Source organism: Sphingomonas sp. GCM10030256, from assembly GCF_042666415.1.
Taxonomy (GTDB): domain Bacteria; phylum Pseudomonadota; class Alphaproteobacteria; order Sphingomonadales; family Sphingomonadaceae; genus Sphingomicrobium.
The window spans coordinates 147,839-172,950 of record NZ_JBHTDI010000003.1; the positions used below are offsets into that span (position 1 = coordinate 147,839).

Here is a 25,112-nt window from a genome sequence, read left to right on the forward strand (position 1 = left end):
GCGTTTCTTCCGTCGATGCAACGAACGCTGCTCAGTCCCCGCGATCGTGCCGGCTCGATTGCCGCTGTGCTGGCGGTGCACGCCGGTATCCTGCTGGCCCTGCTGAACGCGCAGGGGCGAACCGCTCCGTTGCGGGACGAAGCGCCGCCAATCGAGACGTTCGACGTACTCCCGCCGGAGCCCCCGCCACCTCCCGTGGTCGAGGAGAAGCCGCGGCCGCGCCAGGACCGCGAAGAGGGCGCCGCCGCGCCGCCCAACAAGATCAGCCAGGCGACCCCGGTCGAAGCGCCCAAGCCGATTGTCGTGCTGCCGGCCATCCCGCCGATCACCACCTCCCCGACCCCGCGCGAGGGGACAGACGCGACCCAGGGCGCGGCGGTGCCGGGGCCGGGCACCGGTGCGGGAGGCTCCGGTACGGGGACGGGAAGCGGCGGCTCGGGCAGCGGCACCGGTGGGGGCGGCGGCGGGCAGGTGCCGACCCGTCCTACGGTGGTGGAAAGCACCAAGCTCACCAGCCGCGACTATCCGCGCGAAGTGATCCGGGCTTGGCCGCGGCGCGGCGCGGTGTTCACGGCGGTGCGGGTCCAGCTCGACGGGCGTGCGACCGACTGCAAGGTCAATCGGTCGAGCGGCAATCCAGTCGTCGACCAATGGACCTGCCGGCTGATCGAGGAGCGGGTGCGGTTTCGTCCGGCAACCGACGATCGCGGGCAGCCATATGTCAGCTGGTACGGCTACATCCAGTCGGCGGTAAACTTCTAGCCTGCCTTGCGGATGGTCTCGCGGAGCCGAGCGACACGGACCCCATATTTGCTGATCGTCATGTGGTTGAGCAGGGTGCGCCCGTCCTTCTGCAGGGCGAGTTGCTGGCGCACCGCAAGGCCGTCCTTCATTGCATAGGCAATGAAGGCGCGCGGGCCCTGAATGCTAATGCTGACCGGCCCGGTGGCTTCGGTCAGCGTGCCAGAATAGCGACCTGGACCGGCCGGGCGCATGATCCAGCGGCGGGTGCGTTCCGGCTTGTCGCCCTCGCGGATTGCTTGATCGAGGATCAGTCCGCCGGCGCCATCACGGCGACCGACACTTCGAACCGTGATCGTGACGGGGCTCGCCATGACGACCTTGAGCTCGCCAATGCCGCGGCTCGGGCCGGTGAAGAAGGCGACCGGGTCGAGCGTTGCGCCTTCGTCTGCCGGCAAGCGGACGCTGGCGCAGGAGGCGAGGGTGAGGGCGAGCAGCAGAACAGGGACGCGCATGTTCGCGCAACGCACGGGCTATGCGCTTCGGCCCGCCACCAGCTGATCGACGACCGAGGGATCAGCCAAGGTCGAGGTGTCGCCCAATGCGCCGAGCTCCCCTTCGGCGATCTTGCGGAGGATGCGACGCATGATCTTGCCCGAGCGGGTCTTGGGCAGGGCCGGCGCGAACTGGATTCGGTCCGGTGCGGCGAGTGGGCCGATGTGCTTGCGGACCTCAGCGTTGAGCTCGCCGCGGATGGAGTCGTCGCCGCTGCTTCCGGCGGTCAGGGTGATAAAGGCATAGATTGCCTGACCCTTGATGTCGTGCGAGATCGGTACGACCGCTGCTTCGGCGACAAGTGGGTGCTCGACCAGCGCGCTCTCCACTTCGGCGGTGCCGATGCGGTGGCCGGAGACGTTGATCACGTCGTCGACCCGGCCGGTGATCCAGTAATAGCCGTCCTCGTCGCGGCGGCAGCCGTCGCCGGTGAAATACAGGCCGGGGTAGGCGGTGAAGTAGGTCTGGAAGAAGCGCTCCTCGTCGCCCCAAACGGTGCGCATCTGCCCGGGCCACGAGGTGGCGAGGCAGAGATTGCCGGACGCCGGGCCGTCCAGCACCTGATGCTCCGCATCGACCAGCACCGGCACGATGCCGGGCAGCGGGTGTGTCGCCGAGCCGGGTTTCAGGGGTGTCGCACCGGGAAGCGGCGATATGAGGATGCCGCCGGTCTCGGTCTGCCACCAGGTGTCGACAACCGGGCAGCGCTCGTCGCCCACGACGCGCCAGTACCATTCCCAGGCCTCGGGGTTGATCGGCTCGCCGACGGTGCCAAGCAGGCGCAGCGAGCGGCGGCTGTGGCGCTTCACCGGCTCGTCGCCTTCCCGCATCAGGGCGCGGATCGCGGTCGGCGCGGTGTAGAAGATGGTCACACCCAGCCGGTCGACTGTCTCCCAGAAGCGGCCGAAGTCGGGATAGTTGGGAACGCCGTCGAACATCACGCTGGTCGCCCGGTTCATGAGCGGGCCGTAGACGACGTAGCTGTGGCCGGTGATCCACCCAACGTCGGCGGTGCACCAGAAGATGTCCTGCTCGTCCGGATCAAAGACCCACCGGAAGGTCGTCGCGGCCCAGACTGCATATCCGCCGGTGGTATGGACCACGCCCTTGGGCTTTCCCGTCGAGCCCGACGTGTAGAGGATGAACAGCGGGTCCTCCGCGTTCATCACTTCGGAATCGCATTTCGTCGGCAAGCCGTCCCGCAGTGCGGAGTAGGACAGGTCGCGGCCTTCGAGCAGCGGTACGTCGGCGCCGGTGCGGGTCACGACAACGACCGTCTCGATGCCGCTGCTCATCGCCAGCGCCGCGTCGACATTCGCCTTGAGCGGGATCAACTTCCCGCCGCGAACGCCCTCGTCGGCAGTGATCACGGCGCGCGCGCCGCAGTCGTCGATGCGCCCGGCAAGGCTCTCGGGCGAGAAGCCGCCGAACACGACCGAGTGAACGGCTCCGATCCGGGCGCACGCGAGCATTGCCGCGGCGGCTTCGGGGATCATCGGCATGTAGATCATTACGCGGTCGCCGCGCCCGACACCGCGCTGCTTCAGAAGATTGGCGAACCGGCAGGTTTCGTCCAGCAGCTCGCGATAGGTGAGCGTCCGGCCTTGGCCAGGCTCGTCGGGCTCGAAGATCAGCGCCGGACGAGCGCCGTGTCCTGCCGCAACATGGCGGTCGAGGCAGTTGACGGACAGATTGAGCTGCCCGTCAGCGTACCAGCGGATGCCGAAGTCATGCTTGTCGAATGACCAGTCGCCGGCCTGCGTAGGCTCGCGGACCCAGTCGAGAATGCGCGCGCAATCCAGCCAAAAGGCGTCGGGATCCTCGTCAAAGGCGCGCCGCAGCCTGACCAGTTCATCCGGGCCGAACGATGTTTGGAAGTCGCTCGACACCGGATGGACGGCGTGGCTCATTCGGCAGGCTCCATGCTCGCCATGTCAATCACGAATCGGTAGCGAACGTCGTTCTTGAGCAACCGGCCGTAGGCCTCGTTGACCTGATCCATGCGGATCATCTCGATTTCGGGATAGATGTCCTTGGCAGCGCAGAACTCCAGCATTTCCTGCGTTTCCGGGATGCCGCCAATCGCCGACCCACCGACGGCGCGGTTCCACCAGATGAGGTTCATGCCGACGAAGCCCGGCATCGGCGTCAGCGCCCCGACGATCACCATGCGTCCGCCGCGGCCGAGCAGCTGGAGATAGCCGTCGATCTCGTGGCTGACCGGGATCGTGTTGAGGATGAAGTCGAAACGGGTCGCGGCCGCCCGCATCTGCTCTGCATCGGTTGAGATGATGACGTCGTGGGCGCCAAGCTCGCGGGCGTCATCGCCCTTGCTCGGTGTGGTCGTGATCATCGTGACGTGGGCACCCAGCGCGGCGCCGAGCTTCACGCCCATGTGGCCAAGTCCGCCGAGCCCGACCACCGCCATCTTCGTGCCAGGACCGACGCCATATTGCCGAAGCGGCGAGTAGGTGGTGATTCCGGCGCACAGCAGCGGCGCGACCCGGGTCACGTCCATGCCGTCAGGCACCTTGCACACGAAGTGATCCCGGACGACGATATGGTCGGTGTAGCCGCCCTTGCTTACCGTTCCGTCGTGATAATCCTTGCTGTTGTAGGTCTGGACGCAGCCCTTGCGGCAGAAGACTTCCCAGCCTTCCAGGCACTGGTCGCATTCCATGCAGCTGTCGACCATGCAGCCGACTGCGACAGTATCGCCCACGCGGTGACGGGTGACCTCGTCGCCGATCGCTGTCACCGTTCCGACGATCTCGTGACCGGGGATGACCGGATAGCGTGATCCGCCCCAGTCGTTGCGGCAGGTGTGAAGATCGCTGTGGCAGATGCCGGAGTAGGTGATCTTGATGGCGACATCGTTGGGCCGCAGCGCGCGGCGCTCGAACTCCATTGGCCGAAGCGGCTGGTCCGGCGCGTCCGTGCCCCAACCCCTCGCTTTCGTCGGGCCGGTAGCCTGCGAAGTCGTCGGTCTGGGTTCAGCGGTCGTAGCCATGGCAGCCTCCTATCGTACTCGTTCCAATACGCGTCTGGCCTGTAGAAGATGCGGGCGGTCGACCATTTTGCCACCGACCGCGAGGACGCCTGCGCCGGGCTGTGCATCAAAGGCGTCGACGATGGCCCGGGCATGGGCGATTTCGTCCGGCCCCGGCGTGAAGGCGGCGTTGATCGGATCAACCTGGGCGGGGTGGATGGCGAGCTTGCCGGTGAAGCCTTCGCGGGCAGCAGCGCGCGCTTCAGCTGTGAGGCCAGCCTCGTCGCGGAAGTCGGCGAAGACGCCGTCAACCGGCTGCACCCCCGCGGCGACGGCACCGGCAAGGCATAGTGAACGGGCCAGCTTGTAGGTGAAGCTCAGCTCTCCGCTTTCGTCAGATTTGGATGAGGCGCCGAGCGCCGCGGACAGGTCCTCGGCGCCCCAGCTCATCGCGGCGAGTGAGGATTTGGGATCGCGATAGGAGAGCAGGCCGAACAGGCTCGCGGCAGTTTCCGTGACGATGGCGTGGACCGGGATGTTGCCGGTGCGGTGCGCCAGCTCCGCGATGTCTGCGCCGCTTTCGGCCTTGGGCAAGACAATGCCGTAGATGTCGGGGGTGCCAAGCAGTTCCAGGTCAAGACGATGGTCGTCGGTTCGCAGGGGATTGATCCGGACCCACCATTGCGGACCGCCGCTGCGGCTGCCGAGCCCCTTCATCACTTCACGGGCGCGAACCTTGCCGTCCGGAGCCACACTGTCCTCCAGATCGAAGATGATCGCGTCCGCGGCGCTGTCCAGCGCCTTGCCGATCTTCTTCTCGCTGTCGGCGGGGACGAACAGCCAGGAGCGGGGTTCAGTCATGCCTACGCCTTGTGGAGGAGGGCGGAGCGCTTCATCGTGCAGACGGTTTCCCCGCGTTGGTTGAGGGCGCGATGTTCCCAGGTGACGATGCCGGCGGTCGGGCGCGACTTGCTCGCCCGCAGGTCGGTGACCTCGCTTTCGATGCGCAGCGTGTCGCCGATAAACACCGGCTTGGGAAAGCGCACTTCGTCGAAGCCGAGGTTGGCGATCAAGGTGCCGAGCGTGGTGTCAGCGACGGACACGCCGACCGTGAGGCTAAAGGTGAAGCAGCTGTTGACCAGGATCTGGCCGAACTCGCTTTCCTTCGCAGCCTCCGCGTCGAGGTGCAGCGGCTGCGGATTGTGGGTGAGGGTGGAGAGCAGGAGATTGTCGGTCTCGGTGACCGTACGGGTAATGGCGTGTGCGATCGTATCGCCGACCTGCCATTCGTCGAAGAAGCGTCCGGGCATGGCAAGGCTCTAGGACCAAACTTCCGTTCCTGTCGAGCGCAGTCGAGGCACTTGCGCAACGTCCCTCGACTGCGCTCGGAACGAACGGTCAAGCGGACAGCAACACTTCCGCGACCGCCCCGGTGATCGCCTCTCCATCCAGCCGGTACGCGGCGTAGAGGTCCGGCAGAGTGCCGGTCTGGCCGAACCGATCGACCCCGAGCGGGGCAACGCGCTGGCCGCGAACTCCGCCGAGCCAGCTCAGCGAGGCAGGGGCGGCATCGCACAGGGTGACGAGGCCGGCGCCGGGTGCGAGACGATCCAGGAGCCGCTCGACATGGCTCGGCTCGCGCTGTCCGTCCCAGCGCGCCGCTTGTGCCGCCGACCAGCCGCGATGCAGGAGGTCAGGGGAGGTGACGGCAAGCAGGCCGAGGCCTGGAATATCAGCGCTGAGCTCTTCATGCGCGGCTAGCGCCTCCGGCATCACCGCACCCATGGCGACGATTGCAGCCTCGCCGCCGGGAGCGGGTTCCCGCAACCAATAGCCGCCGGCAAGCGCGTCGGCCTTCCAGGCGTCGCCGGAGCGCTCCATCTGGCGGAGGTTGCGGGTGGAGAGGCGCAGATAGGTACTCTCGCCGTCCGGCGAGTCGATCAGGCGGAAGGCCTCTTCCATCATGACCGCGAGTTCGTCGGCGAACGCGGGCTCGTAATGGCGCAGCCCCGGCTGCCCCAGGGCAATCAGCGGCGGATTGATCGACTGGTGAGCGCCGCCCTCCGGGCCCAGCGTGATGCCGCTGGGAGTCGCCACGAGCAGGAAGCGGGCGTCCTGGTAGCAGGCGTAGTTCAGTGCATCGAGCCCGCGCGCAATGAACGGGTCGTACAGGGTGCCGATCGGAACCAGCCGCTCGCCGAACAGGTCGCCGGCAAGGCCCGCCGCGGCGAGCATCAGGAACAGGTTGTTCTCGGCAATGCCAAGCTCGATGTGCTGGCCGGTGTCGACGGCCGTCCACTTCTGCGCGGACGGGATCTTCGCCTGTGCGAACACGTCCGGACGGGCATCGCGACGGAACAAGCCGCGCTGGTTCACCCAGGCACCGAGATTGGTGGACACGGTCACGTCGGGTGAGGTGGTCACGATCCGATCCGCCAGCCGCCCGCCGGCCTTGCTGAGGTCGAGCAGGATGCGCCCGAAGGCGGCCTGGGTGGACTGTTCGTCGCCGGCCGGCGCGGCGATTGCCGGGACAGGGTAGCTGCCGAATTTGCGCGGGCGCTTCTCGCGCGCGACCCGGGTCTGATCGATCAGGGCTTGCACCCCACCCCGGGCATTGTCGCCAATGCCCGCGAGCGGGTCCCATTCCCTTCCTTCCGGAACACCCATGGCTTCACGGAGCGCGTTGAGCTGCGTCGGGTTCATCAGCCCGGCATGATTGTCCTTGTGGCCGGCAAACGGCAGGCCGTGACCCTTGACGGTCCAGGCGATGAAGAGTGTCGGAAGGTCGTCCTGGGCCGCGTCGAACGCCTCGACCAGCGCGTCCATGTCGTGGCCGCCCATGTCGCTCATCAGTGTTGCGAGTTGATCGTCGTCGTGCTGGCCGAGGAACGCGTCCGCAGCGCTTCCAAGATCGTCGGCGATGCGCTTCCGCCACGCGGTTCCGCCCTGGTAGAGCAGAGCACTGTGGTCCGCGTTCGGAAGGCGCTCCAGCCAGTCCGCGACCGGGGGATGCTCGTCCAGCACCGCCGCGAGCCGCTTGCCATGGCGCAGCTCGACCACCCGCCATCCACAGGAACGGAACATCTCGTCGAACCGCTCGAACATCCGGTCGGTGCTGGTCGCGTCGAGGCTCTGGCGGTTGTAGTCGACGATCCACCACAGGTTGCGGACGTCGTGCTTGTGGCCCTCGATCAGAGCTTCGTAGATGTTGCCTTCGTCGAGCTCCGCATCGCCGATCAGCGCGACGAAGCGGCCACGGTCCTCCTGCGGAAGCATGCCGTGCGCGGTGAGATAGTCCTGGATCAGGCTGGCGAAACTGGTCACCGCGACGCCCAGGCCAACCGAGCCGGTCGAGAAATCTACCGGGATCTGGTCCTTGGTCCGGCTCGGGTAGCTCTGCATTCCGCCGAACCCGCGGAAATTCTCCAGTTGCCCGCGCGTCTGGCTGCCGAGGAGGTAATGGATCGCGTGGAGCACCGGCCCGGCGTGCGGCTTCACCGCAACCCGATCGTTGGCTCCCAAGACGTGGAAATAGAGCGCCGCCATGATGCTGGTCATCGACGCGCAGCTGGCCTGGTGCCCGCCGACCTTCAGGCCGTCGGGAGAGGGACGGATGTGGTTGGCGTGGTGGATCGTCCACGCGCTGAGCCAGCGCAAGCGATCGTCCAGCAACTTGAGGGATGCAATATCGGGCGCGGCGGCGGGCTTCAGCATGCCCATCGCCTATCGCGCGATGGCTGCCTCGTCACCCCTTTGCGTGCCAAGCGAGGAGGAACTTGAGGAGGGCTGCGGGGTTCCACCAAGTCTCAACAGGAGAAACTAACCATGCGTGGCTTTTCGCTAATCCTCGCCGGCTCCTGCGCGCTGGCCGCATGTGCCAGCAACCCAGCCCCGGTGGACACCGCCGCTCCGGTGGCTCCCATGGCGGCCGATCCGAACAACCCGATGATGGCGCCAGGCTACATGGCCATGGCGGCAAGCAGCGACCAGTTCGAGATCCAGTCGAGCCAGCTTGCGCTGCAAGCGTCGCAGAACCCGGCCATCCAGGGCTTTGCGCGGATGATGATCGCTCATCACCAGGCGACCACTTCCAACCTCGCGGCAGCAGCGCAGTCCGCAGGTATGGCGCCGCCGGCTCCTACCCTGATGCCCGCCGAGCAGGCGCTGCTCGATCAGGTTCGTGCGGCTGGCAGCGGTCCGGCGTTCGACGAGGCCTACAAGGCGGCGCAGGTCCAGGGCCACCAATCGGCGCTACAACTGCATCAGGGCTATGCTGGTGGGGGTGACGTTGCTGCACTTCGACAGGTCGCCGGTGCGGCGGTGCCGATCGTGCAGCAGCATCTGACGACCGCTCAGAACCTCAACGTCATGGCGATGCCGCCGATGCAGCAGCCGACGAACACTGCCCCGGTTCGCAGCGGCGAGCGCGGATAGCCTCGAACGGGGGACTGGGCCCGCGGCTCAGCTCTCCCGCGAGTCGAAGCGCTGCTGCGCAGCGCGGATGCACGCGATGTGGGCAATGGCCCAGTCGCCGAGCGCCCTTACGGGTTCGCGCAGGGAGACACCAAGCTCCGTGAGCGCATAGGTCACCTTGGGCGGGATGCTCGCCTCCACCGAGCGGCTGACGAGCCCGTCGCGCTCCAGGCCGCGAAGAGCCAGGGTAAGCATCCGCTGTGAAATCCCGTCGATCTCCCGCTTCAGTTCGTTGAACCGCCGCGGGCCGTTCGCGAGGATCATGACGATCAGCATGCTCCACTTGTCTCCAACGCGGTTCAGGACCGGCGTGACGTTGCGGCAGCCGGCCTGGGCCAATTCCGTGGGAGCCGTTGCGGCGGAAGCGGTATCAGCAATGTGCTCGTGCAACATGGATGTGCCTTCTTGTGGGGCGGTCGGCTGTAGTTACATCAGGTGCCTAGGTTACAAAACAATACCTGAAAGGCACGGCCATGACCATCCTTCACCTCGACAGCTCGATCACCGGCGAGAATAGCGTCAGCCGTGTTCTGACGAAGCACATCGTCGAGCAACTTGCGGAGAACGAGGTGGTGCACCGCGATCTGGTCGCGGCGCCGCTCGACCATCTCACGCTCGGCGCTTTTACCGACAGCAGCGTGCTCGACGAGTTCCTCGCCGCGGACACAGTGGTAATCGGCGCGCCGATGTACAACTTCACGGTGCCGAGCCAGCTCAAGGCATGGCTGGACCGCATTCTCGTTGCGGGCAGGACGTTCCGCTATCGCGAGGATGGATCGGTCGAGGGGCTTGCAAGCGGCAAGCGCGTGATCGTCGCGCTGAGCCGCGGCGGCTTTTACGGCGAGGGCTCGCCTGCCGCAGGACTGGAGCATCTCGAGACCTACCTGCGCGGCGTGTTCGGCTTCATCGGCATCACACCAGAGTTCGTTGCGGCGGACGGGATCGCGGTTGGGCCCGAGGTTCGGGAGCGGGCCGTGGCGAATGCGCTGGGCGAGGTGGAGCGCTTGGCGGCTTGATCGTCATTGCGAGCGCAGCGTTGCAATCCAGTTCACTTCAAGAATGACTGGATTGCTTCGCCTGCGGCTCGCAATGACGTTAGGCCAAGAGGCGCAGCGGATTCTCGATCAGCGGCTTCATCGCCTGGAGGAAGCTGGCGGCGTCCCAGCCGTCGACCACTCGATGGTCGCATGACAGCGAGAGGTTCATCCGCTTGCGGATCTCGAGTTCGCCGTTCACCGGGACGACCTTTTCCTCGACCTTGTTGACCGCGATGATTGCAACCTGGGGCGGGGCTATGACGGGGGTGGAGGTGATGCCACCCATGGGGCCGAGCGACGAGATGGTGATCGTCGCGCCGCTGAGTTCCTCTCGCGCTGCCTTGCCGGTCTTTGCGGCGTCGGACAAGCGCAGGACCTCGCTGGCGAGCTGCCACGGTGACTTGGATTCGGCGTTGCGGATGACCGGGACCATCAGACCGTTCGGGGTCTGCGCGGCGATCCCCATGTGCACCGCGCCGTGCCGGGTGATGACGTTTGCGTCGTCGTCATAGGTCGCGTTGAGCATCGGCCAGTCGGCGAGCGCACGCGTCATGGCGGTGATCAGGAAGGGGAGCAGCGTCAGCTTGGGGTTGGAGCCGCGGTCGCGGTTCATCATCGCGCGGGCTTCCTCCAGCGCGGTGACGTCAAACTCCTCGACCAAAGTGAAGTGCGGGATGCGGCGTTTCGCCTCCTGCATATTCTCCGCGATCTTGCGGCGAAGGCCCACGACCTTGATCTGCTCGTCCGTGCGTCGGGCAGAGCCGCGCTGCGAGACGCTGCCGCCGTTGTAGAGCAAGTATGAGTCGAGGTCCGAATGGCGGACGCGGTCGCTGCTTGTCTTTACATTGGTCAGGTCGATGCCGAGATCGCGGGCGCGCTGGCGGACCGCGGGGGAGGCGAGGGCTTGCGACCTAGGTATTACGGCGCTTTCATCTCCGCTCGTCCCGAGCGAAGTCGAGGGGCGTTCTTGAGAGGGTGGCTGGGGTTGACGCCCCTCGATTTGAGGCTGCGCCTTCCGCTCGGGACGAGCGGGTTGTTCGACAACCTCAACAGTCGGGATTGCCTCTTCTTGAGCCTCGGTCGGCGTCACCGCGCCATCGGCCAGCGGCACCTCCGCTATCGACGCATCCGCACCCTCGGTCTCGATCTCCACCAGCACGGAGCCGATGGCGATCTGGTCGCCGACCTCGCCGGCAAGGCTTTTCACCGTACCCGCGACCGGGGATTCCATCTCCACCGTCGCCTTGTCGGTCATCATGTCGGCAAGCTGCTGATCTTCCTCGACCCGGTCGCCGACCTTGATATGCCAGGCGACGATCTCGGCCTCGGCGATGCCTTCGCCGATGTCGGGGAGCTTGAACTGATACGTTGCCATCAGTCGGCCATCACTTTCTCGAGTGCGAACTTCATGCGCTTGGGGCCGGGGAAATAGGCCCATTCGTAAGCGTGCGGATAAGGCGTGTCCCAGCCGGTGACTCGCTCGACCGGCGCTTCAAGGTGATAGAAGCAGCGCTCCTGCACCTGCGCGACCAGCTCGGAGGCGAAGCCCGAGGTGCGGGTCGCTTCCATCGCGATCATGCAGCGGCCGGTTTTCTTCACCGACGCCTCGATGGTCGCCATGTCGAGCGGAACCAAGGTGCGGAGGTCGATGACCTCCGCGTCGACGCCATTCTCTTCCGCCGCGGCGAGCGCGACGTGGACCATCGTGCCGTAGGTAAGGACGGTCAGCTCGGCGCCCTCGCGCACAACCTTCGCCTTGCCCAGCGGCACGGAGTAATGGCCGTCGGGCACCTCGGCCTCTGAGCGCTTGGCCCAAGGGGTGACGGGGCGGTCGTGGTGGCCGTCGAACGGACCGTTGTAGATGCGCTTGGGCTCGAAGAAGACGACCGGGTCGGGGTCCTCGATCGCGGCGATCAGCAGGCCCTTGGCGTCGTACGGGTTGGACGGAATGACGACCTTCAGGCCCGCGACATGGGTGAACAACGCTTCGGGCGACTGGCTGTGCGTCTGCCCGCCGAAGATGCCGCCGCCGTAGGGCGAACGGATCACCATCGGCATGGTCCACTCGCCGGCGGTGCGATAGCGCATCTTGGCGACTTCGCTGACGATCTGGTCGTAGCCGGGGTAGATGTAGTCGGCGAACTGGATTTCGATCACCGGCTTCAGGCCATAGGCCGCCATGCCGACGGCGGTGCCGACGATGCCGCCTTCGCTGATCGGCGCGTCGAAGCAGCGGGTCTTGCCGAACTCGCGCTGCAGGCCCTCGGTCGCGCGGAACACCCCGCCGAAATAGCCGACGTCCTCGCCGAACACGACCACGTCGGGATCGCGCGCCATCATCACCTTGTGGGCCGAATTGATGGCCTGGATCATGTTCATGACGGCCATTACTTCGACTCCCGCAGCGCCTGATCACGCTGTTCGGCGATGTGCCACGGGATTTCGGCGTAGACATCCTCGAACATGCTCTCGATGTTCGTCCGGCCCTGCTCGGACAGGATGCCGAGCTTTTCGGCTTCCTTTTGCGCGGCGCGGACTTCGGTGTCGGCGCTCTTTTGCAGCTCGGCGTGGCGCTCCTCGTCCCACTCGCCCAACGCAATCAGGTGCGCCTTCAGCCGCTCGATCGGGTCGCCGAGCGGCCATGCTTGCGCCTCGCCGGCAGGGCGATAGCCGGTCGGGTCGTCCGAGGTGGAGTGTCCCTCGGCGCGGTAGGTGAAGAATTCGATCAACGTCGGGCCATTGTTGCCTCGCGCCCGTTCCGACGCCCACTGAACCGCGGCATGCACCGCCAGCGCGTCATTGCCGTCGACGCGCAGCCCAGCCATGCCATAGCCGACCGCACGCGCGGCAAAGGTCGCGCGCTCGCCGCCAGCAATCCCGCTGAAGCTGGAGATCGCCCACTGGTTGTTGACCACAGCCAGGATCACCGGGGCGTTATAGACGGTGGCGAAGGTCATGGCGGAGTGGAAGTCGCCCTCTGCCGTCGCGCCATCGCCGATCCAGCCCATCGCGATCCGGCTGTCACCCTTGATCGCCGATGCCATCGCCCAGCCGACCGCCTGTGGGTATTGGGTGCCCAAGTTGCCGCTGATCGAGAAGAATCCGTGCGCCTTGTCCGAATACATGATCGGCAGTTGGCGGCCCTTCATGTGGTCGCCGGCGTTAGAATAGATCTGGCACATCATCTTCACCAGCGGATAGCCGCGCGAAACGAGCAGGCCCTGCTGGCGATAGGTTGGGAAGTGCATGTCGTCGCGGTGCATGGCGGCGGCAGTGGCGACGGCGATCGCCTCCTCGCCGGTGCACTTCATGTAGAAGCTCGTCTTCCCCTGCCGCTGGGCGCGGTACATGCGGTCGTCGAACACCCGCACGGTGACCATGTCGCGCAGCATCTTGCGCAACGTGTCCGGATCGAGTTTCGGGTCCCATGGGCCGACCGCGCGGCCGCTCTCGTCGAGCACTCGTACCAGCGTGTCGACCAGCGGAAATGTCTCACGCGCAGCAGCCGTGGTGTCCGGACGCGGCGTGCTGCCCGCCGGGGGAACCTCTACCGAGGAGAAATCGGGAGTGTCGCCGGGGCGAAAGGGCGGCTCCGGCACATGCAGCTTCAGCGCCGGGGCGTTGCGGCGGGTATGGGGCTGGGCATCATTCATCGGACAAGGCGCTTAGTGCGGAGCGGCGGGTGGGGCAACTGCGCCGGTTGACCGAAGCGAGGGCAGGGGGGTAGGGCCTCGCCCATGTCCGACACGCCCCCCGATCGCCTCAGCCTCGACCCGCGCAGCCCGCATTTCCAGGCCGAACTGCTGCAGCGTGGAGTGGGCATCCGCTTCAATGGCGTCGAGAAGACCAACGTTGAGGAATATAGCGTGTCGGAGGGGTGGATCCGCGTCGCCGCCGGTCGCAGCCGGGATCGGTTCGGCAACCCCATGACCGTCAAGCTGAAGGGCACTGTGGAGCCCTACTACGAGCGTCCGGCGCAGGATGATGCGGCACAGGAGGCCCCGAGCGAAGCAGGCACGCCAGACCAGGGCTGACGCGCTCCGCCCCGCCGGGTCATTATTGCCTTACAGCCCGTGGGAACGGGTGCTGCCGCCGGCCGGGGTCGCCGAGGCGGGGTAGCGCGGGCTGGCGCCGCGCGTGCGGTTCCAGTCGTACAGCTTCTTCGCGCCATATCCGACGAGCGCGAGCGTACCCAGCCGGCCAAGTCCGCCACGGGCAATCCGCGCGCCGGCAACGCCGAGCAGCGCCCCCTTCAGACCATCGTTGCGACCGGCCATCTTCGAACCGAGGAAGGCTCCAGCGATCTTTCCAAGCATTGTTGCGTCTCCGTTTCATCTTCTCCAGCTAAGCGCGCGGATGGTCCGGCCGGTTCCGCGTTCATGTTGGTGAAAGGCGCCAACGTTGGAGTGGTGGAATTTCCCAAGTTGCCATGCCTGGGCAGAAGTGCTGGTTCTTTTTCGGCGAAAAATTAAGATTGGCACAGCCCTTGAATAGATGATCCCGAGCCCGCCACGATCCTGGCGGGCCACAGGGAGAAGCTGAAATGAACGCCAAGTCCACCATCATCGCCGCCATTGCCGCGCTGCTGATGAGCTCGGTCGCGGTCGGGTCCGCAGTCGCCCCGGCGCAGGTCGCCGGCATTGCCAAGGTCGCCGTCAATGCTTGAACCCCTGGAAGCCAAGGTCCCGACGCGAGCGATCCGACTTGAGTCGGTCGCCCCGGCGCCGCAGCCGGCGTCCGAGACGCGCTTCGCTCCGATCGCGGCCTTCTTCGCCGCTCCGGTGTTCAGCCGACTCGGTGACATCATGGCGTCGAACGTGGGTGCCATGCTCGACCGCGCCGAGGACCCGGCCCGGATGGTCCGCATGATCATCCTCGAGATGGAAGAAACCCTCGTGGAGGTGCGCGCCTCCGCCGCCCGCTCGATCGCCGACGCCAAGGAGCTGCGCCAGTCGCTACGCCGTCTCGATGCGGTGCAGGCCGGTTGGACGGAGAAAGCCGAACTGGCGCTTAGCCGGGACCGTGAGGACCTGGCACGGGCAGCGCTCGTGGAGCGCGCCAAGACGGCCGAAGTCGCCGTTTCGCTGGGCGGGGAACTGTCGGCGGTCGAGGAGAGCCTCAAGGCCTATGAAGCCGACATTGCGCGACTTCAGGCGAAGCTTCGCGAAGCCCGCCGGCGGCAGCACGCCATTGCGACCCGTATGGAAAGTGCGCTGACCCGGGCCAAAGCGCGCGAAGTGCTGCACGGCAGCCGGACAGAGGACGCCTTCTCCCGCTTCGAGTTGCTCGAGCGCGAAGCAGACTTCGCCGAGGCGCGCGCCGAAGCGCTCGCCCTCGCCGGGCCGGCCAGCCTTGAAGAAGAGATTTCCGCGCAGCGCGCCGCATCGGCGGTCGATGCTGAGCTTGACGCGATGAAGGCCGCCCTGGCTGGGCGCCTCAATTGAAGGACGGGATCACCATGGCACGCAAGATACCCTTCGTACTCGACAGCCGGGAAAAGAAGATCCTCGGTGTCTGCTCCGGCATCGGCAACTCGCTTGGCGTCGATCCGACCTTCGTGAGGATCGCCTGGGTCGCGGTTCCGTTGCTGACCTTTGTCACCGTCTGGCACGCGATCATCGCCTACATCATCTGCGGGATCATCGGCGCGATGAGCAAGAAGCGGCTTCAGGAGCGAGGCAGCCGGAGCGAGTTCGACCGCATGGAGGACAGCGGCCGCTCGCGTACCTCGATCCACGACCTGCGCACCAAGATGGACGAGAATGACCGCCGGATGATGGCGATCGATCATCATCTCAACAGCAACCACAACCATGACCTCGCTCGCGAGATCGAGGCTCTGAGGAAGGAAGAGGAGGCCAAGTGATGGGCGCTGAGACCATCTTTTCGATTGGGGCGGTCTCCATTGTCGCGCTGGTGATCGCCGCCGTGTCCGCGCTGAAGGGCTGGCAGGGCTGGCTGGAGCTTCGCAAGATGGAAGTGGCCAACCAGCTGCATCATGGCGCCGACTATCCGGCGCCCGCGACCGGCGGCCGGATCGAGCTGGCGGACCTCAAGGAACGCGTCCGCAAGCTGGAAGCGATCGCCAGCGGGATCGAATATTGAGAGGCGCGCGGGAGCAATTTTGACGGCCGCGCGCACTTTCGACGAAGCGGCGGATCACCACGCCGAACCGACAGCATGAAGTTGTGATGATGTAATGTATCGGCTAAGCGCACGGCGAAATCAGGAGGTCTTCCCGTGCGTTTTCCTATTGCTCTGTTCGCGACCACCATGCTGGCGGCTAGCCCGGCCGTCGCCCAAGACTCGTCGGTGCAGCAGCCGACCGGAACTGCCGGCCAGGTTCCTCATGGGGCACAGGGCCATGATCATCACAGCGAGGGCGCCGACATCGTCGTTACCGCGCCGTTCGTCCGCGAGCTCGATCTGCTCGCCGGTAAGTCGGTCCTCTCAGGAACCGAGCTGCAGCGCGACCTGCGTCCGCAGCTTGGGGAAACGCTGGCGCGCCAGCCGGGCGTGTCCGCAACCTCCTTCACCCCAGGCGCGTCCCGGCCGGTGCTGCGCGGGTTCCAGGGCGAGCGCATCCGGGTCTTGACCGACGGCATCGGTTCGATCGACGTGTCCAACACCTCTGCCGACCATGCCGTCACGATTGATCCGCTGACCGCCGAGCGGATTGAGGTGCTTCGCGGGCCCGCCGTGCTGTTGTTCGGAGGACAAGCGATTGGTGGCGCGGTCAACGTGCTGGACCGGAGGATTCCCCGCGCAGTGCCTGAGAAAGGCATCCACATCGACATGATCGGGGCGCTGGGTTCGGCGAACGACGAGCGTTCGATCGGCGCTGCTGGCGACGTGGCGATCGGCCGCAGCGGGCTTGTTGCCCATCTCGATGGCAGCTTCCGCAAGACGGGTGACCTAGACGTGGGCGGTTACGTCCTGTCACCGGCGCTTCGGGCGGAGCAACGCGACATCGCGGCGGAAGAGCTTGCGGAGGGTCATGCGGAGGAAGCCGAGGAGGCACTCGCGCTGGCCGACCTGCGCGGCAAGGTGCCGAACAGCGCTACCGAGCAGAAGACGCTTGGAGCGGGGCTGGCGTTCATCCGCGGGCCGGTGAACATCGGCGCATCGGTCAGCCTGTTCGACAGCGATTATGGTGTGCCGATGCGGCCCGGTGCGGGGCATCACCATGGCGAAGAAGGCGAAGAGGAGGCCGAGGAAGGGCACGGCGCGGAGGCGGTTCGGATCGGCCTGCGACAGAAGCGTTTTGACCTGCGGGGCTCCTATGCGCTTGATGGTGGCTTCATCGAGAAGGTCGGCCTGCGCGTCGGGGCCTCCGATTACAAGCATACCGAATTTGAAGGCGATGAGGTCGGTACCGTGTTCCGGTCTGACGGGGTCGAGGGACGGCTGGAGTTGACCCAGCGCGACCGCGACGGCTGGCGGGGGGTAAGCGGCGCGCAATATTTCCGCCGAGACTTCGAAGCGGTCGGCGCCGAAGCCTTCCTGCCGCCGAACAAGACCAACCAACTGGGCCTCTTCACCTTGCAGGAATTCGCGGTTGGGCGGTTGGGATTGGAAGCGGCGGCGCGGTACGAGCGCACCCACGTCCGCTCCAACGAGATCGGCGTCGAGCGGCGGTTCAACACCTTTTCAGCGGCGCTCGGTGGCAACGTCGAGGTGGCGCCACGCACCAAGATCGGGGTCAACATCTCGCGCACCACGCGCGCACCATCCGCCGAGGAACTGTTCTCCAACGGTCCGCACATCGCGACGCAGGCGTTTGAAATCGGAGATCCTTTTCTGAAGGTCGAACGAAGCCTGGGTGGAGAAGCTTATGTGCGGGTCGACCGGGGCGCGTTCAGCCTTGGTCTGACCGGCTTCGTCAACCGCTTCAACGATTTCATCTTCGAAACCGCGACCGGCGAGGAAGAGGATGAATTGCCGGTGTTCCGCTACTTCCAGCAAGACGCGACCTATAAGGGTGTCGAGCTGGAAGCATCGGCGCGGCTGTTCGAGATGGCTGGCTATCGGATCGTCGCCGACGTGGTGGCCGATTACGTCCGCGCGGGGATCAAGGGAGGCGGACCGGTTCCCCGCATTCCGCCGCTGCGGCTGCTCGCCGGGCTGGAAGCGCAGTCCGGCAAGCTGGACGGCCGGGTCGAGGCGGAGTGGGTCGACGATCAGGACCGGGTCGCGGCATTCGAGACGCCCACCGACGGGCACACCCTGGTCAATGCGTCCCTGGCGTGGCGTCCCTGGGGCCGCGGTAACGAGACCAGCGTGGTTCTGGCCGCCAACAACATCTTCGACGTGGACGCGCGGCGGCATGCGAGCTTCACCAAGGATTTCGTGCCGCTCGGCGGACGCGACATCCGGCTGTCGGCGCGCTTCAGCTTCTGACCAATGCGGGCTAGGGGTGGGTGATGTTTGTCACCCACCTCGAATGTTCGCTGACCGGCGAGCGCTACGACGCCGGTCAGGTCCACAATCTCTCGCGCGCCGGGCGGCCGCTGCTGGTGCGCTATGACCTGGATGCTGTTCGTGCGGCACTATCCCGGGAGACGATCGCCGGACGTCCGGCTGGCATGTGGAAGTGGCGCGAGCTGCTTCCACTGCCACCCGGATCCGAGCCGGTCAGCCTGGGCGAGATCGAGACGCCGCTTATACCGCTGACGGGACTGGCGGCGCGTGAAGGTTCTGCAGCACCGCTGGTCAAGGACGAAGGGCGGCTTCCGACCGGATCGTTCAAGGCGCGCGGGCTGGCGATGGCGGTCAGCATGGCGAAGCATTTCGGAATCGAGCGGATCGCGCTGCCCACCAATGGCAATGCTGGGGCGGCGCTGGCGGCGTATGCCGCGGCGGCCGGGATGAGGACCACGGTGATCTGTCCAGCCGAAACCCCGCTGCTCAACGTCACGGAGACTGCGGCTTACGGGGCAGACGTCTATGTCGCGGACGGGCAGATCGACGAATGCGGCCGGCTGATCGGGGAAGGGGCCGTGGCTGGCAAGTGGTTCGACTGCTCGACGCTCAAGGAGCCCTATCGTGCCGAAGGCAAGAAGGTCATGGGGCTGGAGCTAGCCGAACAGCTCGGCTGGACGTTGCCGGATGCCATCTTCTACCCGACGGGCGGCGGGACCGGCCTCATCGGCATGTGGAAGGCGTTCGACGAGCTTGAGAAAGCGGGGCTGATCGGGCCGGAGCGGCCGCGGATGATCGCGGTCCAGGCCACCGGTTGCGCGCCGATGGTCCGGGCGTGGGAGAATGGCGACGAGTTCGCGGAGCGGTGGGAAGGCGCGGCGACGATGGCCACGGGGATCCGGGTGCCCAAGGCGGTGGGCGACTTCCTGATCCTGCGCGCGGTGCGGGAAAGCGGCGGTGCTGCAGTTGCGGTGGAGGAGGAAGCGATCGCGGCGGCGGTCGAGGACGCGGCGCGCCACGACGGCATGCTGCTGTGCCCCGAAGGAGGTGCCGTGCTGGCCGGCTGGCGGGCGGCGCTGGAGCGCGGGCTGGTCGGACGCAACGAGCGGGTCGTGCTGTTCAACTGCGCGGCGGGCAACAAATATCCGCTGCCGGACCGCTCCAAGCGGATCGCGCTGGCAACCGCCAACGCCGCTGAGCTCTAGGGCCCACATATGGTAAGACCCGCCAACCTGAGTTGGCGGGTCCCCATACTTCCTCTCGATCTCTCAATCGGAAGTACAGACGCACTATAGCCCCACGCTGCCTGAAGACCAAGCAGGACGGGGGGCTATAACTTTGTGACTATGAGGCAGACGGCGATGGCGCCGAGCCGCGAGGGGCTTCATCTGATTGATGGTGCCGGCTGAGGGATTTGAACCCCCGACCTTCGGTTTACAAAACCGCTGCACTACCACTGTGCTAAGCCGGCTCGAGGCGCCTCATGCGTCAGACGATGCCGAAGGTCCAGCCCTCGGTTTGCGCCAGGGTGGGAGTGAGCCCTTGCGGCGCGAAGGCGCTCGGATGCACGCAATGGGCGCGCATTCCGGCGGCGGTGACCAGCGCATCGGTCTGATGGTCGCTCGGTTCGAACCGAAGCCGCGCCGGGGGGCTGCCGAGGCCTTGCAAGGCGCGGTTGAGGTCGGCGCGGGTGCGGAGCTTGGTACCGCTCATTCCCCCATTGCGCAGGTAGATGCGGGTGTAGATTTCGACCACCGCGCTTCCCTCTCCCGTCAGCGGGTCCATCGGCCAGATCGCGACCTGGCCATCGATCCGGTGGAGCAGGCGCATGCCTGAAAAGCTCGCCTTGGCGACCTGCGCGGCCCCAATTGCGTCGTACGCGCTGGCGGTCTTGCGGCCGCCCTGCGCGTTCAGCCGAGCGTCGCACTGCCGGAAGCGGACGAAGTCGGCTTTCACCCCGTCGGCGATGCCAAAATAAAAGTGACGGCGGTGGACCCGCTCGAGGAAGCTGGCCGCGCCTAGGTCCTCGTCAGGCGCCATGCGATCCACGTAGGCCCAGAACTCTCGGGCGGTGTCGGGGACGTCCGGCTCGCCGGGCAGGTAGGCGCCGCGCTCGGCGTGTGGCGGGGCGAAGCTGAAGTCGAAGCCGAACAGCGTCGGCTCGCGCGCGGCTCTGGCGAGCAGCCAGTCGGCGACCTCCTCCCGGGACCAGACGTGACCCGGTCGCACAAGGCGCGGGGCGGATGTGCCCCGTGCCTCGGCGATGGCGATCCCCTTGTGCCTGCATCCCTTCGCCCCCGACCAGTCGATCGCGACGAAGGAGGTGAACCGGCTCACACCAGGGGAGGCTGGCGGTCATCCGGCTTGGGCGGGCTGATACCTTCGAGCCGCGGGGGCGCCGGGGGAACCCGGGGACCGGAGCCGAGCCGATCTGCATAGTGGCTGAGGATCCGCCCAGCGGCCTCACGCCCGCCGAGGCCGAATGCAAGCGCTGTCGCAACTGCGGCAGACCCCAGGATCAGGCCGAATGCCAGGATCACGATCTCGTTTGCCAGGCCCATGAAGGTAAGGCCGATGGCCGTGAAAAGCGCGATGATCGCGTAGCGGATGATGGTCTGGGCATAGCCGCCCTCACCCGTCGAACTGCCGACGAGATTGGCAATGATGCGCGCCAGGAAGATGCCGGCGACGATGATCAGGGTGCCGAAGATCACCTTGCTGCCAAGCTCGGTGACCTGGACAAGGAAGATGGCCACGGTATCGCCGCCCAGCTGCTTGGCCGCTTCGATCGCGGCCGCGAGCATGATTGCGATAAAGCCGACGTTGGCGACAATGCGGCTGGGGGCAGTGGTCGCCGGGACGATCCCCGTGGAGCGGATGGCATCGTCGAAGCCGGTCGGTGGCAGGATGCCCTCGATGATCGTCTTCAGGAATTTGGCGGCGACGAACGCAATTCCGAGCCACAGGGCCGCGGTCAGGATGCGCGGGATGGCAGCGCTGATCTGGTTCAGCATGTTGATCGCCGGCCCCGAGATCGCCTCGATGCCGAGCACCTGCAGAGCGGCGATCGCGACGGGGATGATGATCAGGGCGAAGACCAGGATGCCGGCGGCCCGTGCCAGGGTGGCGCGGGTCGGAGCGGGCGCTGCGCCCGGCGGAACGGCCGCGGCGTCGGTCCGAACGGTGCTGGGGTGATCGCCAAGTCCGGCCTTGGCCATCCACCCATCGACGTTGGCGGCGCTGAGCAGGCTTTCGACCAGCCGTCGGGCGATCCGCGCCACGATCAGGCCGACAAAGAAGATCAGCCCGGCACCGAGCAGGCGCGGCAGGAAATGGAAGATGTCGTTGGTCAGCGTGTTGATCGGCTGAAGGATCTGGCCGACGCCGAGATATTGCAGGGCGGCCATGATGCCCACCAGCCAGATGATCAGCTTGGCGATGGTGCCGATCTGCTGGCCGACCGTTTCATGCTGGTTGCCGGGCGTATGCTTCTGCAGGGCGGGGGTACGCGAGACGGCCTTGGCCAGCGCCCATTTGACGGCACGGGCGACGACCCATGTGACCAGCAGGATGGCAACTGCGATGAGAACCCGAGGCCCCCACAAGGTCATCTGGTCCTGCCAATATTCGGCCGGTGGTGCCTGGTACATAAAGGTCCCCTCCTGTTCACTCGCGCGGGATCAACTGCCGTTCGCGCTCCTAGTTTCGCGCATTTCCTGCCAGAAGCGAAGCCTCTCGCGCACCTTGGCCTCGAAGCCGCGTTCCACGGGCTCGTAGAAGGTCTGCGGGGTTAGTTCATCGGGCCAATAGTCCTGCCCGGAAAAGCCGCTCTCCTGATCATGGTCATAGGCGTAGCCGCGGCCGTAACCAATGTCCTTCATCAGCCGGGTCGGTGCGTTGAGGATGTGAGCCGGCGGCAGGAGCGATCCGGTCTCCTTGGCCGAGCGCCAGGCGGCTTTCTGGGCCTTGTAGACGGCGTTCGATTTGGGTGCGACCGCCAGGTAGAGGCATGCCTGGACGAGCGCCAACTCGCCCTCCGGGGAGCCGAGGAAGTCATAGGCGTCCTTGGCAGCAAGGCACTGGACCAGGGCCTGCGGGTCGGCGAGGCCGATGTCCTCAACCGCAGCGCGGGTAAGCCGGCGGAGGAGGAACAGGGGCTCCTCGCCGGCGGTGAGCATCCGCGCCAGGTAGTAGAGCGCCGCCTGCGGGTCGGAGCCTCGGATGCTTTTGTGAAGGGCGGAGATGAGGTTGTAATGGCCCTCGCGGTCCTTGTCGTAGACGGCCATGCGGCGCTGAAGGAAAGCGGCGAGGGCGGCCGGGTCGAGATCATCCGGGACTGCGACGTCGAACAGGGTTTCTGCCTGATTGAGCAGGAACCGGCCGTCTCCATCGGCGCTTGCAACCAGGGCGTCGCGGGCTTCCCGCGTGAGCGGAAGCTTTCGGTCGAGCAATTCCTCGGCCCGGCTGAGCAGCTTGCACAGTGCCTGATGGTCCAGCCGGTGGAGGATCAGCACCTGGCAGCGGGACAGCAAGGCGGCGTTGAGTTCGAAACTCGGGTTCTCGGTGGTTGCACCGACGAGTGTGACGGTGCCGTCCTCGACGAACGGAAGAAAGCCATCCTGTTGGCTGCGATTGAAGCGGTGGATCTCGTCCACGAACAGCAGGGTGCGCTGGCCCGCGCGGGCAGCGGTCTTCGCTTCCGCGAAGATCCTCTTCAGATCGGCGACTCCGGAGAAGACGGCGGACAAGGCCACAAAACGAAGCCCCACCGCATCAGCTAGCAGGCGGGCGATGCTTGTCTTGCCGGTTCCGGGCGGGCCCCACAGGATCAGCGACGACAGCTTTCCCGCCGCAACCATTCGCCCGATCGCTCCGTCTGGACCGGTGAGATGGTCCTGGCCCACGACCTCGTCCAGCGCGGCTGGACGTAGGCGGTCGGCAAGCGGCGCGGAGTTCGCCGGCGGCACAGCCTCTGGCAGGTCGGCTTCAAACAGGTCGGCCATGACCGCAGCATAAGCAGGGCAATCACTGCCCGCCAGCCGCCTTGCACTCGCGGTATGTCTAAGATATATCTGAAGCGTTCTGAGAAGGAGCATGACGATGGGCTGGCATGGGCGTTGCGGTTCGCACTCCGGGGGGCCGGGGATGTTCTTCATGGGGCGGCGCGGCTTCGGGGCGTTCCGACCCGGGCACTTCCATTTCGATTTCGGAGATGGACCTGGCGGCTGGGGCGGGGGGCCGAACGGACGCGGTCGTCGCCGGATGTTCGGCTCGGGCGAGCTGCGTCTGGTCCTGCTGAAGTTGATCGCCGATGAGCCGCGGCATGGCTACGACCTCATCCGGGCAATCGAGGAGATGACCCACGGCGACTACGCGCCCAGCCCGGGGGTGATTTATCCGACCCTGACCATGCTGGGCGACATGGCACTGATCGAGGAGCAGGCGGCGGAAGGATCGCGCAAGAAGTTCGCGGTGACCGACGAGGGCCGCAAGCACCTCGAGGAGAATGCCGACGAAGTAGAGGCCCTGTTCGAGCGGCTCGAAGAGCATGGCTCGTCGCGGCGGCGGTCCAGCCGACCGGAGATCGGCCGGGCGATTGGCAACCTCATGACCGCGCTACGCAACCGGGTGGCGCACGAGGGGTGGAACGAGGACCTGCTGAACGAGGTGACGGATATTCTCGACGATGCGGCCAAGCGGATCGAGCGGCTCCGCTCGGCCTAGCCCTTGATGCGGGCCAGCCGGGCGCGGCGCTCGATCGCGCGGAAATAGGTCCGCACCACCGCCGAATTGATGTGATCCCAGCTCTGCGTGATCGCGAACTCAAGGCCCGCCTCGCCATGTCTGCGGCGCAGATCGGGATCGCTGGCGTAGGATTGGAGGGCATCGGCAAAGGCCTGGAAGTCTCCTGGCTCGGCGAGCACGCCGGTATGTCCGTCGCGCACCAGATTGGTCGCGCCAGTCGCCTCGGCGGCAACGACCGGCAGGCTGCAGGCCATCGCTTCCAGCGTGACGTTGCCGAAAGTCTCCGTGACCGACGGATTGAGGAAGACGTCGGCGGAGGCGAGGGCCCGGGCAAGCTCTGGGCCTTCCTGGTGACCGACGAAGATGCCGGACGGAAGCCGCTCTTCGAACCACGGGCGTGCCGGTCCTTCGCCGATGACGATCACGCGATGGCGGACCTTGCGGCGGGCAAGCTCGTCGATCGTGTCGGCGAACACATCGAGACCCTTTTCCATGACGATGCGACCAAGAAAGGCCACCAGCAGTTCGTCGTCGGCAACTCCCAAGCTGCGGCGGAAGTCCATGTCACGCCGTTCCGGATTGAACTGCTCGCGATCGACGCCGCGCGCCCAGATCGCGATATTGCGGTTCATCCGCTGCGCCCGGAGCACGGCCGCGGTGGACTCGGCGGGCACAAGCAGCCCGTCACAGCGCCGGTAGAGACGCCGGAGGAGCGCTCGCACGGCGGGTTCCAGCAATTCCAGATGATAGTAGGTGAGGTAGGTCTCGAACCGGGTGTGGACCGAGGCGATCGCCGGGATCTGCCTGCGGCGCGCCCAGGTGACCGCGCGATGTGAGGAGATGTCAGGACTGGCGATGTGGAGGATGTTGGGCGCGAATGCGTCCATGTCCCGCCGGACCTTCGCCGGAAGGCCGAGTGGAACCCGATATTCCTTCCGCCCCGGGGCGGCGATCGAGGGCAGTGAGACCAGCTCGCCGGTCGGCTCGAACGCGGGCTGTTCGACGGTGGGCGAGTAGATGCGCACCTCCGCTCCCTGGCGGAGCAGATAGGCGACAAGGCGGTTCAGGGCCTGGTTCGCCCCGTCACGCACATAATTGTAGTTGCCCGAGACGAGGGCGATCCGCAGGTCACTGGCATCCATGCGGGCGGC

At 66.2% G+C, this 25,112-nt stretch carries 26 protein-coding genes and 1 tRNA gene; 11 read left to right on the forward strand and 16 right to left on the reverse strand.

Annotated features, from left to right (window positions below; genetic code table 11):
* Positions 1-15 precede the first annotated feature (15 nt).
* Positions 16-762, forward strand: a complete 747-nt coding sequence (locus ACFQPG_RS11815) for an energy transducer TonB (RefSeq protein WP_380813531.1) — start codon at positions 16-18, stop codon at positions 760-762.
* Here the strand turns inward: ACFQPG_RS11815 and ACFQPG_RS11820 are convergent.
* The 6 genes from ACFQPG_RS11820 to ACFQPG_RS11845 form a co-directional block, all read right to left on the reverse strand.
* Positions 759-1,256, reverse strand: coding sequence for a DUF3833 family protein (locus tag ACFQPG_RS11820; RefSeq protein WP_380813534.1), 498 nt, complete (start codon positions 1,254-1,256; stop codon positions 759-761). The genes ACFQPG_RS11815 and ACFQPG_RS11820 overlap by 4 nt on opposite strands.
* A gap of 18 nt (positions 1,257-1,274) precedes the next feature.
* Positions 1,275-3,206, reverse strand: coding sequence for an acetate--CoA ligase (gene acs, locus ACFQPG_RS11825; RefSeq protein WP_380813537.1), 1,932 nt, complete (start codon positions 3,204-3,206; stop codon positions 1,275-1,277).
* On the reverse strand, positions 3,203-4,306 hold the full coding sequence (locus ACFQPG_RS11830) for an NAD(P)-dependent alcohol dehydrogenase (protein ID WP_380813540.1): 1,104 nt from the start codon (positions 4,304-4,306) through the stop codon (positions 3,203-3,205). Before ACFQPG_RS11830 ends, acs begins: the two co-directional genes overlap by 4 nt.
* A 9-nt stretch (positions 4,307-4,315) precedes the next feature.
* Positions 4,316-5,146: an HpcH/HpaI aldolase/citrate lyase family protein gene (locus ACFQPG_RS11835; RefSeq protein ID WP_380813543.1), complete on the reverse strand. Its 831-nt coding sequence runs from the start codon at positions 5,144-5,146 to the stop codon at positions 4,316-4,318.
* 2 nt (positions 5,147-5,148) lie between these two features.
* Positions 5,149-5,595 carry a MaoC family dehydratase gene (locus ACFQPG_RS11840; RefSeq protein ID WP_380813546.1) on the reverse strand — a complete coding sequence of 149 codons (447 nt, stop codon included), beginning with the start codon at positions 5,593-5,595 and terminating at the stop codon, positions 5,149-5,151.
* Between the two features lie 88 nt (positions 5,596-5,683).
* Positions 5,684-7,999 (reverse strand): transketolase, encoded by a 2,316-nt coding sequence (locus tag ACFQPG_RS11845; protein WP_380813548.1) that lies wholly within the window; start codon positions 7,997-7,999, stop codon positions 5,684-5,686.
* Positions 8,000-8,110: 111 nt separating this feature from the next.
* Between ACFQPG_RS11845 and ACFQPG_RS11850 the strand changes: the two genes are divergently transcribed.
* The gene (locus ACFQPG_RS11850; protein ID WP_380813551.1) at positions 8,111-8,719 is read left to right on the forward strand and encodes a DUF4142 domain-containing protein; all 609 of its coding nucleotides are present in this window, start codon (positions 8,111-8,113) and stop codon (positions 8,717-8,719) included.
* Between the two features lie 27 nt (positions 8,720-8,746).
* On the opposite strand, the gene ACFQPG_RS11855 is transcribed toward ACFQPG_RS11850, so the two are convergent.
* Positions 8,747-9,151 (reverse strand): winged helix-turn-helix transcriptional regulator, encoded by a 405-nt coding sequence (locus ACFQPG_RS11855; protein ID WP_380813554.1) that lies wholly within the window; start codon positions 9,149-9,151, stop codon positions 8,747-8,749.
* An 80-nt stretch (positions 9,152-9,231) separates the two neighbouring features.
* Here ACFQPG_RS11855 and ACFQPG_RS11860 point away from each other — a divergent pair, with 80 nt between their 5' ends.
* Entirely contained in the window at positions 9,232-9,774 is a 543-nt protein-coding gene (locus ACFQPG_RS11860) for an FMN-dependent NADH-azoreductase (RefSeq protein ID WP_380813557.1), read from the forward strand.
* Between the two features lie 79 nt (positions 9,775-9,853).
* On the opposite strand, the gene ACFQPG_RS11865 is transcribed toward ACFQPG_RS11860, so the two are convergent.
* From ACFQPG_RS11865 to ACFQPG_RS11875, 3 genes are read right to left on the reverse strand one after another with little or no spacing between them, the layout of a single operon-like run.
* Positions 9,854-11,170: a dihydrolipoamide acetyltransferase family protein gene (locus tag ACFQPG_RS11865; protein WP_380813560.1), complete on the reverse strand. Its 1,317-nt coding sequence runs from the start codon at positions 11,168-11,170 to the stop codon at positions 9,854-9,856.
* Complete coding sequence (locus ACFQPG_RS11870) at positions 11,170-12,174, reverse strand: alpha-ketoacid dehydrogenase subunit beta (protein WP_380813781.1); 1,005 nt, start codon at positions 12,172-12,174, stop codon at positions 11,170-11,172. Before ACFQPG_RS11870 ends, ACFQPG_RS11865 begins: the two co-directional genes overlap by 1 nt.
* Positions 12,175-12,182: 8 nt before the next feature.
* A complete protein-coding gene (locus ACFQPG_RS11875; protein WP_380813563.1) occupies positions 12,183-13,448 on the reverse strand; it encodes a 3-methyl-2-oxobutanoate dehydrogenase (2-methylpropanoyl-transferring) subunit alpha in 1,266 nt (421 codons plus the stop codon).
* Positions 13,449-13,532: 84 nt separating this feature from the next.
* Between ACFQPG_RS11875 and ACFQPG_RS11880 the strand changes: the two genes are divergently transcribed.
* A complete protein-coding gene (locus ACFQPG_RS11880; protein WP_380813566.1) occupies positions 13,533-13,829 on the forward strand; it encodes a DUF3297 family protein in 297 nt (98 codons plus the stop codon).
* Positions 13,830-13,859: 30 nt separating this feature from the next.
* On the opposite strand, the gene ACFQPG_RS11885 is transcribed toward ACFQPG_RS11880, so the two are convergent.
* Positions 13,860-14,111, reverse strand: a complete 252-nt coding sequence (locus ACFQPG_RS11885; RefSeq protein WP_380813569.1) for a hypothetical protein — start codon at positions 14,109-14,111, stop codon at positions 13,860-13,862.
* A 227-nt stretch (positions 14,112-14,338) separates the two neighbouring features.
* On the opposite strand from ACFQPG_RS11885, the gene ACFQPG_RS11890 reads away from it, so the two are divergent.
* The 6 genes from ACFQPG_RS11890 (at position 14,339) to ACFQPG_RS11915 (ending at position 19,421) form a co-directional block, all read left to right on the forward strand.
* Positions 14,339-14,461, forward strand: a complete 123-nt coding sequence (locus ACFQPG_RS11890) for a hypothetical protein (protein WP_380813572.1) — start codon at positions 14,339-14,341, stop codon at positions 14,459-14,461.
* On the forward strand, positions 14,454-15,239 hold the full coding sequence (locus tag ACFQPG_RS11895; protein WP_380813575.1) for a PspA/IM30 family protein: 786 nt from the start codon (positions 14,454-14,456) through the stop codon (positions 15,237-15,239). Before ACFQPG_RS11890 ends, ACFQPG_RS11895 begins: the two co-directional genes overlap by 8 nt.
* Before the next feature lie 14 nt (positions 15,240-15,253).
* The gene (locus tag ACFQPG_RS11900; RefSeq protein WP_380813578.1) at positions 15,254-15,661 is read left to right on the forward strand and encodes a PspC domain-containing protein; all 408 of its coding nucleotides are present in this window, start codon (positions 15,254-15,256) and stop codon (positions 15,659-15,661) included.
* Positions 15,661-15,900, forward strand: a complete 240-nt coding sequence (locus tag ACFQPG_RS11905; protein ID WP_380813581.1) for a hypothetical protein — start codon at positions 15,661-15,663, stop codon at positions 15,898-15,900. The genes ACFQPG_RS11900 and ACFQPG_RS11905 overlap by 1 nt, the downstream gene beginning before the upstream one ends.
* A 135-nt stretch (positions 15,901-16,035) precedes the next feature.
* On the forward strand, positions 16,036-18,195 hold the full coding sequence (locus ACFQPG_RS11910; RefSeq protein ID WP_380813583.1) for a TonB-dependent receptor: 2,160 nt from the start codon (positions 16,036-16,038) through the stop codon (positions 18,193-18,195).
* Positions 18,196-18,218: 23 nt separating this feature from the next.
* Positions 18,219-19,421: a threonine synthase gene (locus tag ACFQPG_RS11915; RefSeq protein ID WP_380813586.1), complete on the forward strand. Its 1,203-nt coding sequence runs from the start codon at positions 18,219-18,221 to the stop codon at positions 19,419-19,421.
* 191 nt (positions 19,422-19,612) lie between these two features.
* On the opposite strand, the gene ACFQPG_RS11920 is transcribed toward ACFQPG_RS11915, so the two are convergent.
* The 4 genes from ACFQPG_RS11920 to ACFQPG_RS11935 all read right to left on the reverse strand — a co-directional run bounded on the left by ACFQPG_RS11920 (position 19,613) and on the right by ACFQPG_RS11935 (position 23,219).
* Positions 19,613-19,687: transfer RNA gene (locus tag ACFQPG_RS11920), tRNA-Thr, on the reverse strand.
* Positions 19,688-19,704: 17 nt separating this feature from the next.
* On the reverse strand, positions 19,705-20,553 hold the full coding sequence (locus tag ACFQPG_RS11925; RefSeq protein ID WP_380813589.1) for a hypothetical protein: 849 nt from the start codon (positions 20,551-20,553) through the stop codon (positions 19,705-19,707).
* Positions 20,550-21,866: a mechanosensitive ion channel gene (locus tag ACFQPG_RS11930; RefSeq protein ID WP_380813593.1), complete on the reverse strand. Its 1,317-nt coding sequence runs from the start codon at positions 21,864-21,866 to the stop codon at positions 20,550-20,552. Before ACFQPG_RS11930 ends, ACFQPG_RS11925 begins: the two co-directional genes overlap by 4 nt.
* A gap of 30 nt (positions 21,867-21,896) precedes the next feature.
* A complete protein-coding gene (locus tag ACFQPG_RS11935) occupies positions 21,897-23,219 on the reverse strand; it encodes a replication-associated recombination protein A (protein WP_380813596.1) in 1,323 nt (440 codons plus the stop codon).
* Positions 23,220-23,310: 91 nt separating this feature from the next.
* Here ACFQPG_RS11935 and ACFQPG_RS11940 point away from each other — a divergent pair, with 91 nt between their 5' ends.
* A complete protein-coding gene (locus tag ACFQPG_RS11940) occupies positions 23,311-23,940 on the forward strand; it encodes a PadR family transcriptional regulator (RefSeq protein WP_380813599.1) in 630 nt (209 codons plus the stop codon).
* Here the strand turns inward: ACFQPG_RS11940 and ACFQPG_RS11945 are convergent.
* Positions 23,937-25,103, reverse strand: a complete 1,167-nt coding sequence (locus ACFQPG_RS11945) for a glycosyltransferase family 4 protein (RefSeq protein ID WP_380813602.1) — start codon at positions 25,101-25,103, stop codon at positions 23,937-23,939. The genes ACFQPG_RS11940 and ACFQPG_RS11945 overlap by 4 nt on opposite strands.
* Between the last annotated feature and the right edge of the window lie 9 nt (positions 25,104-25,112).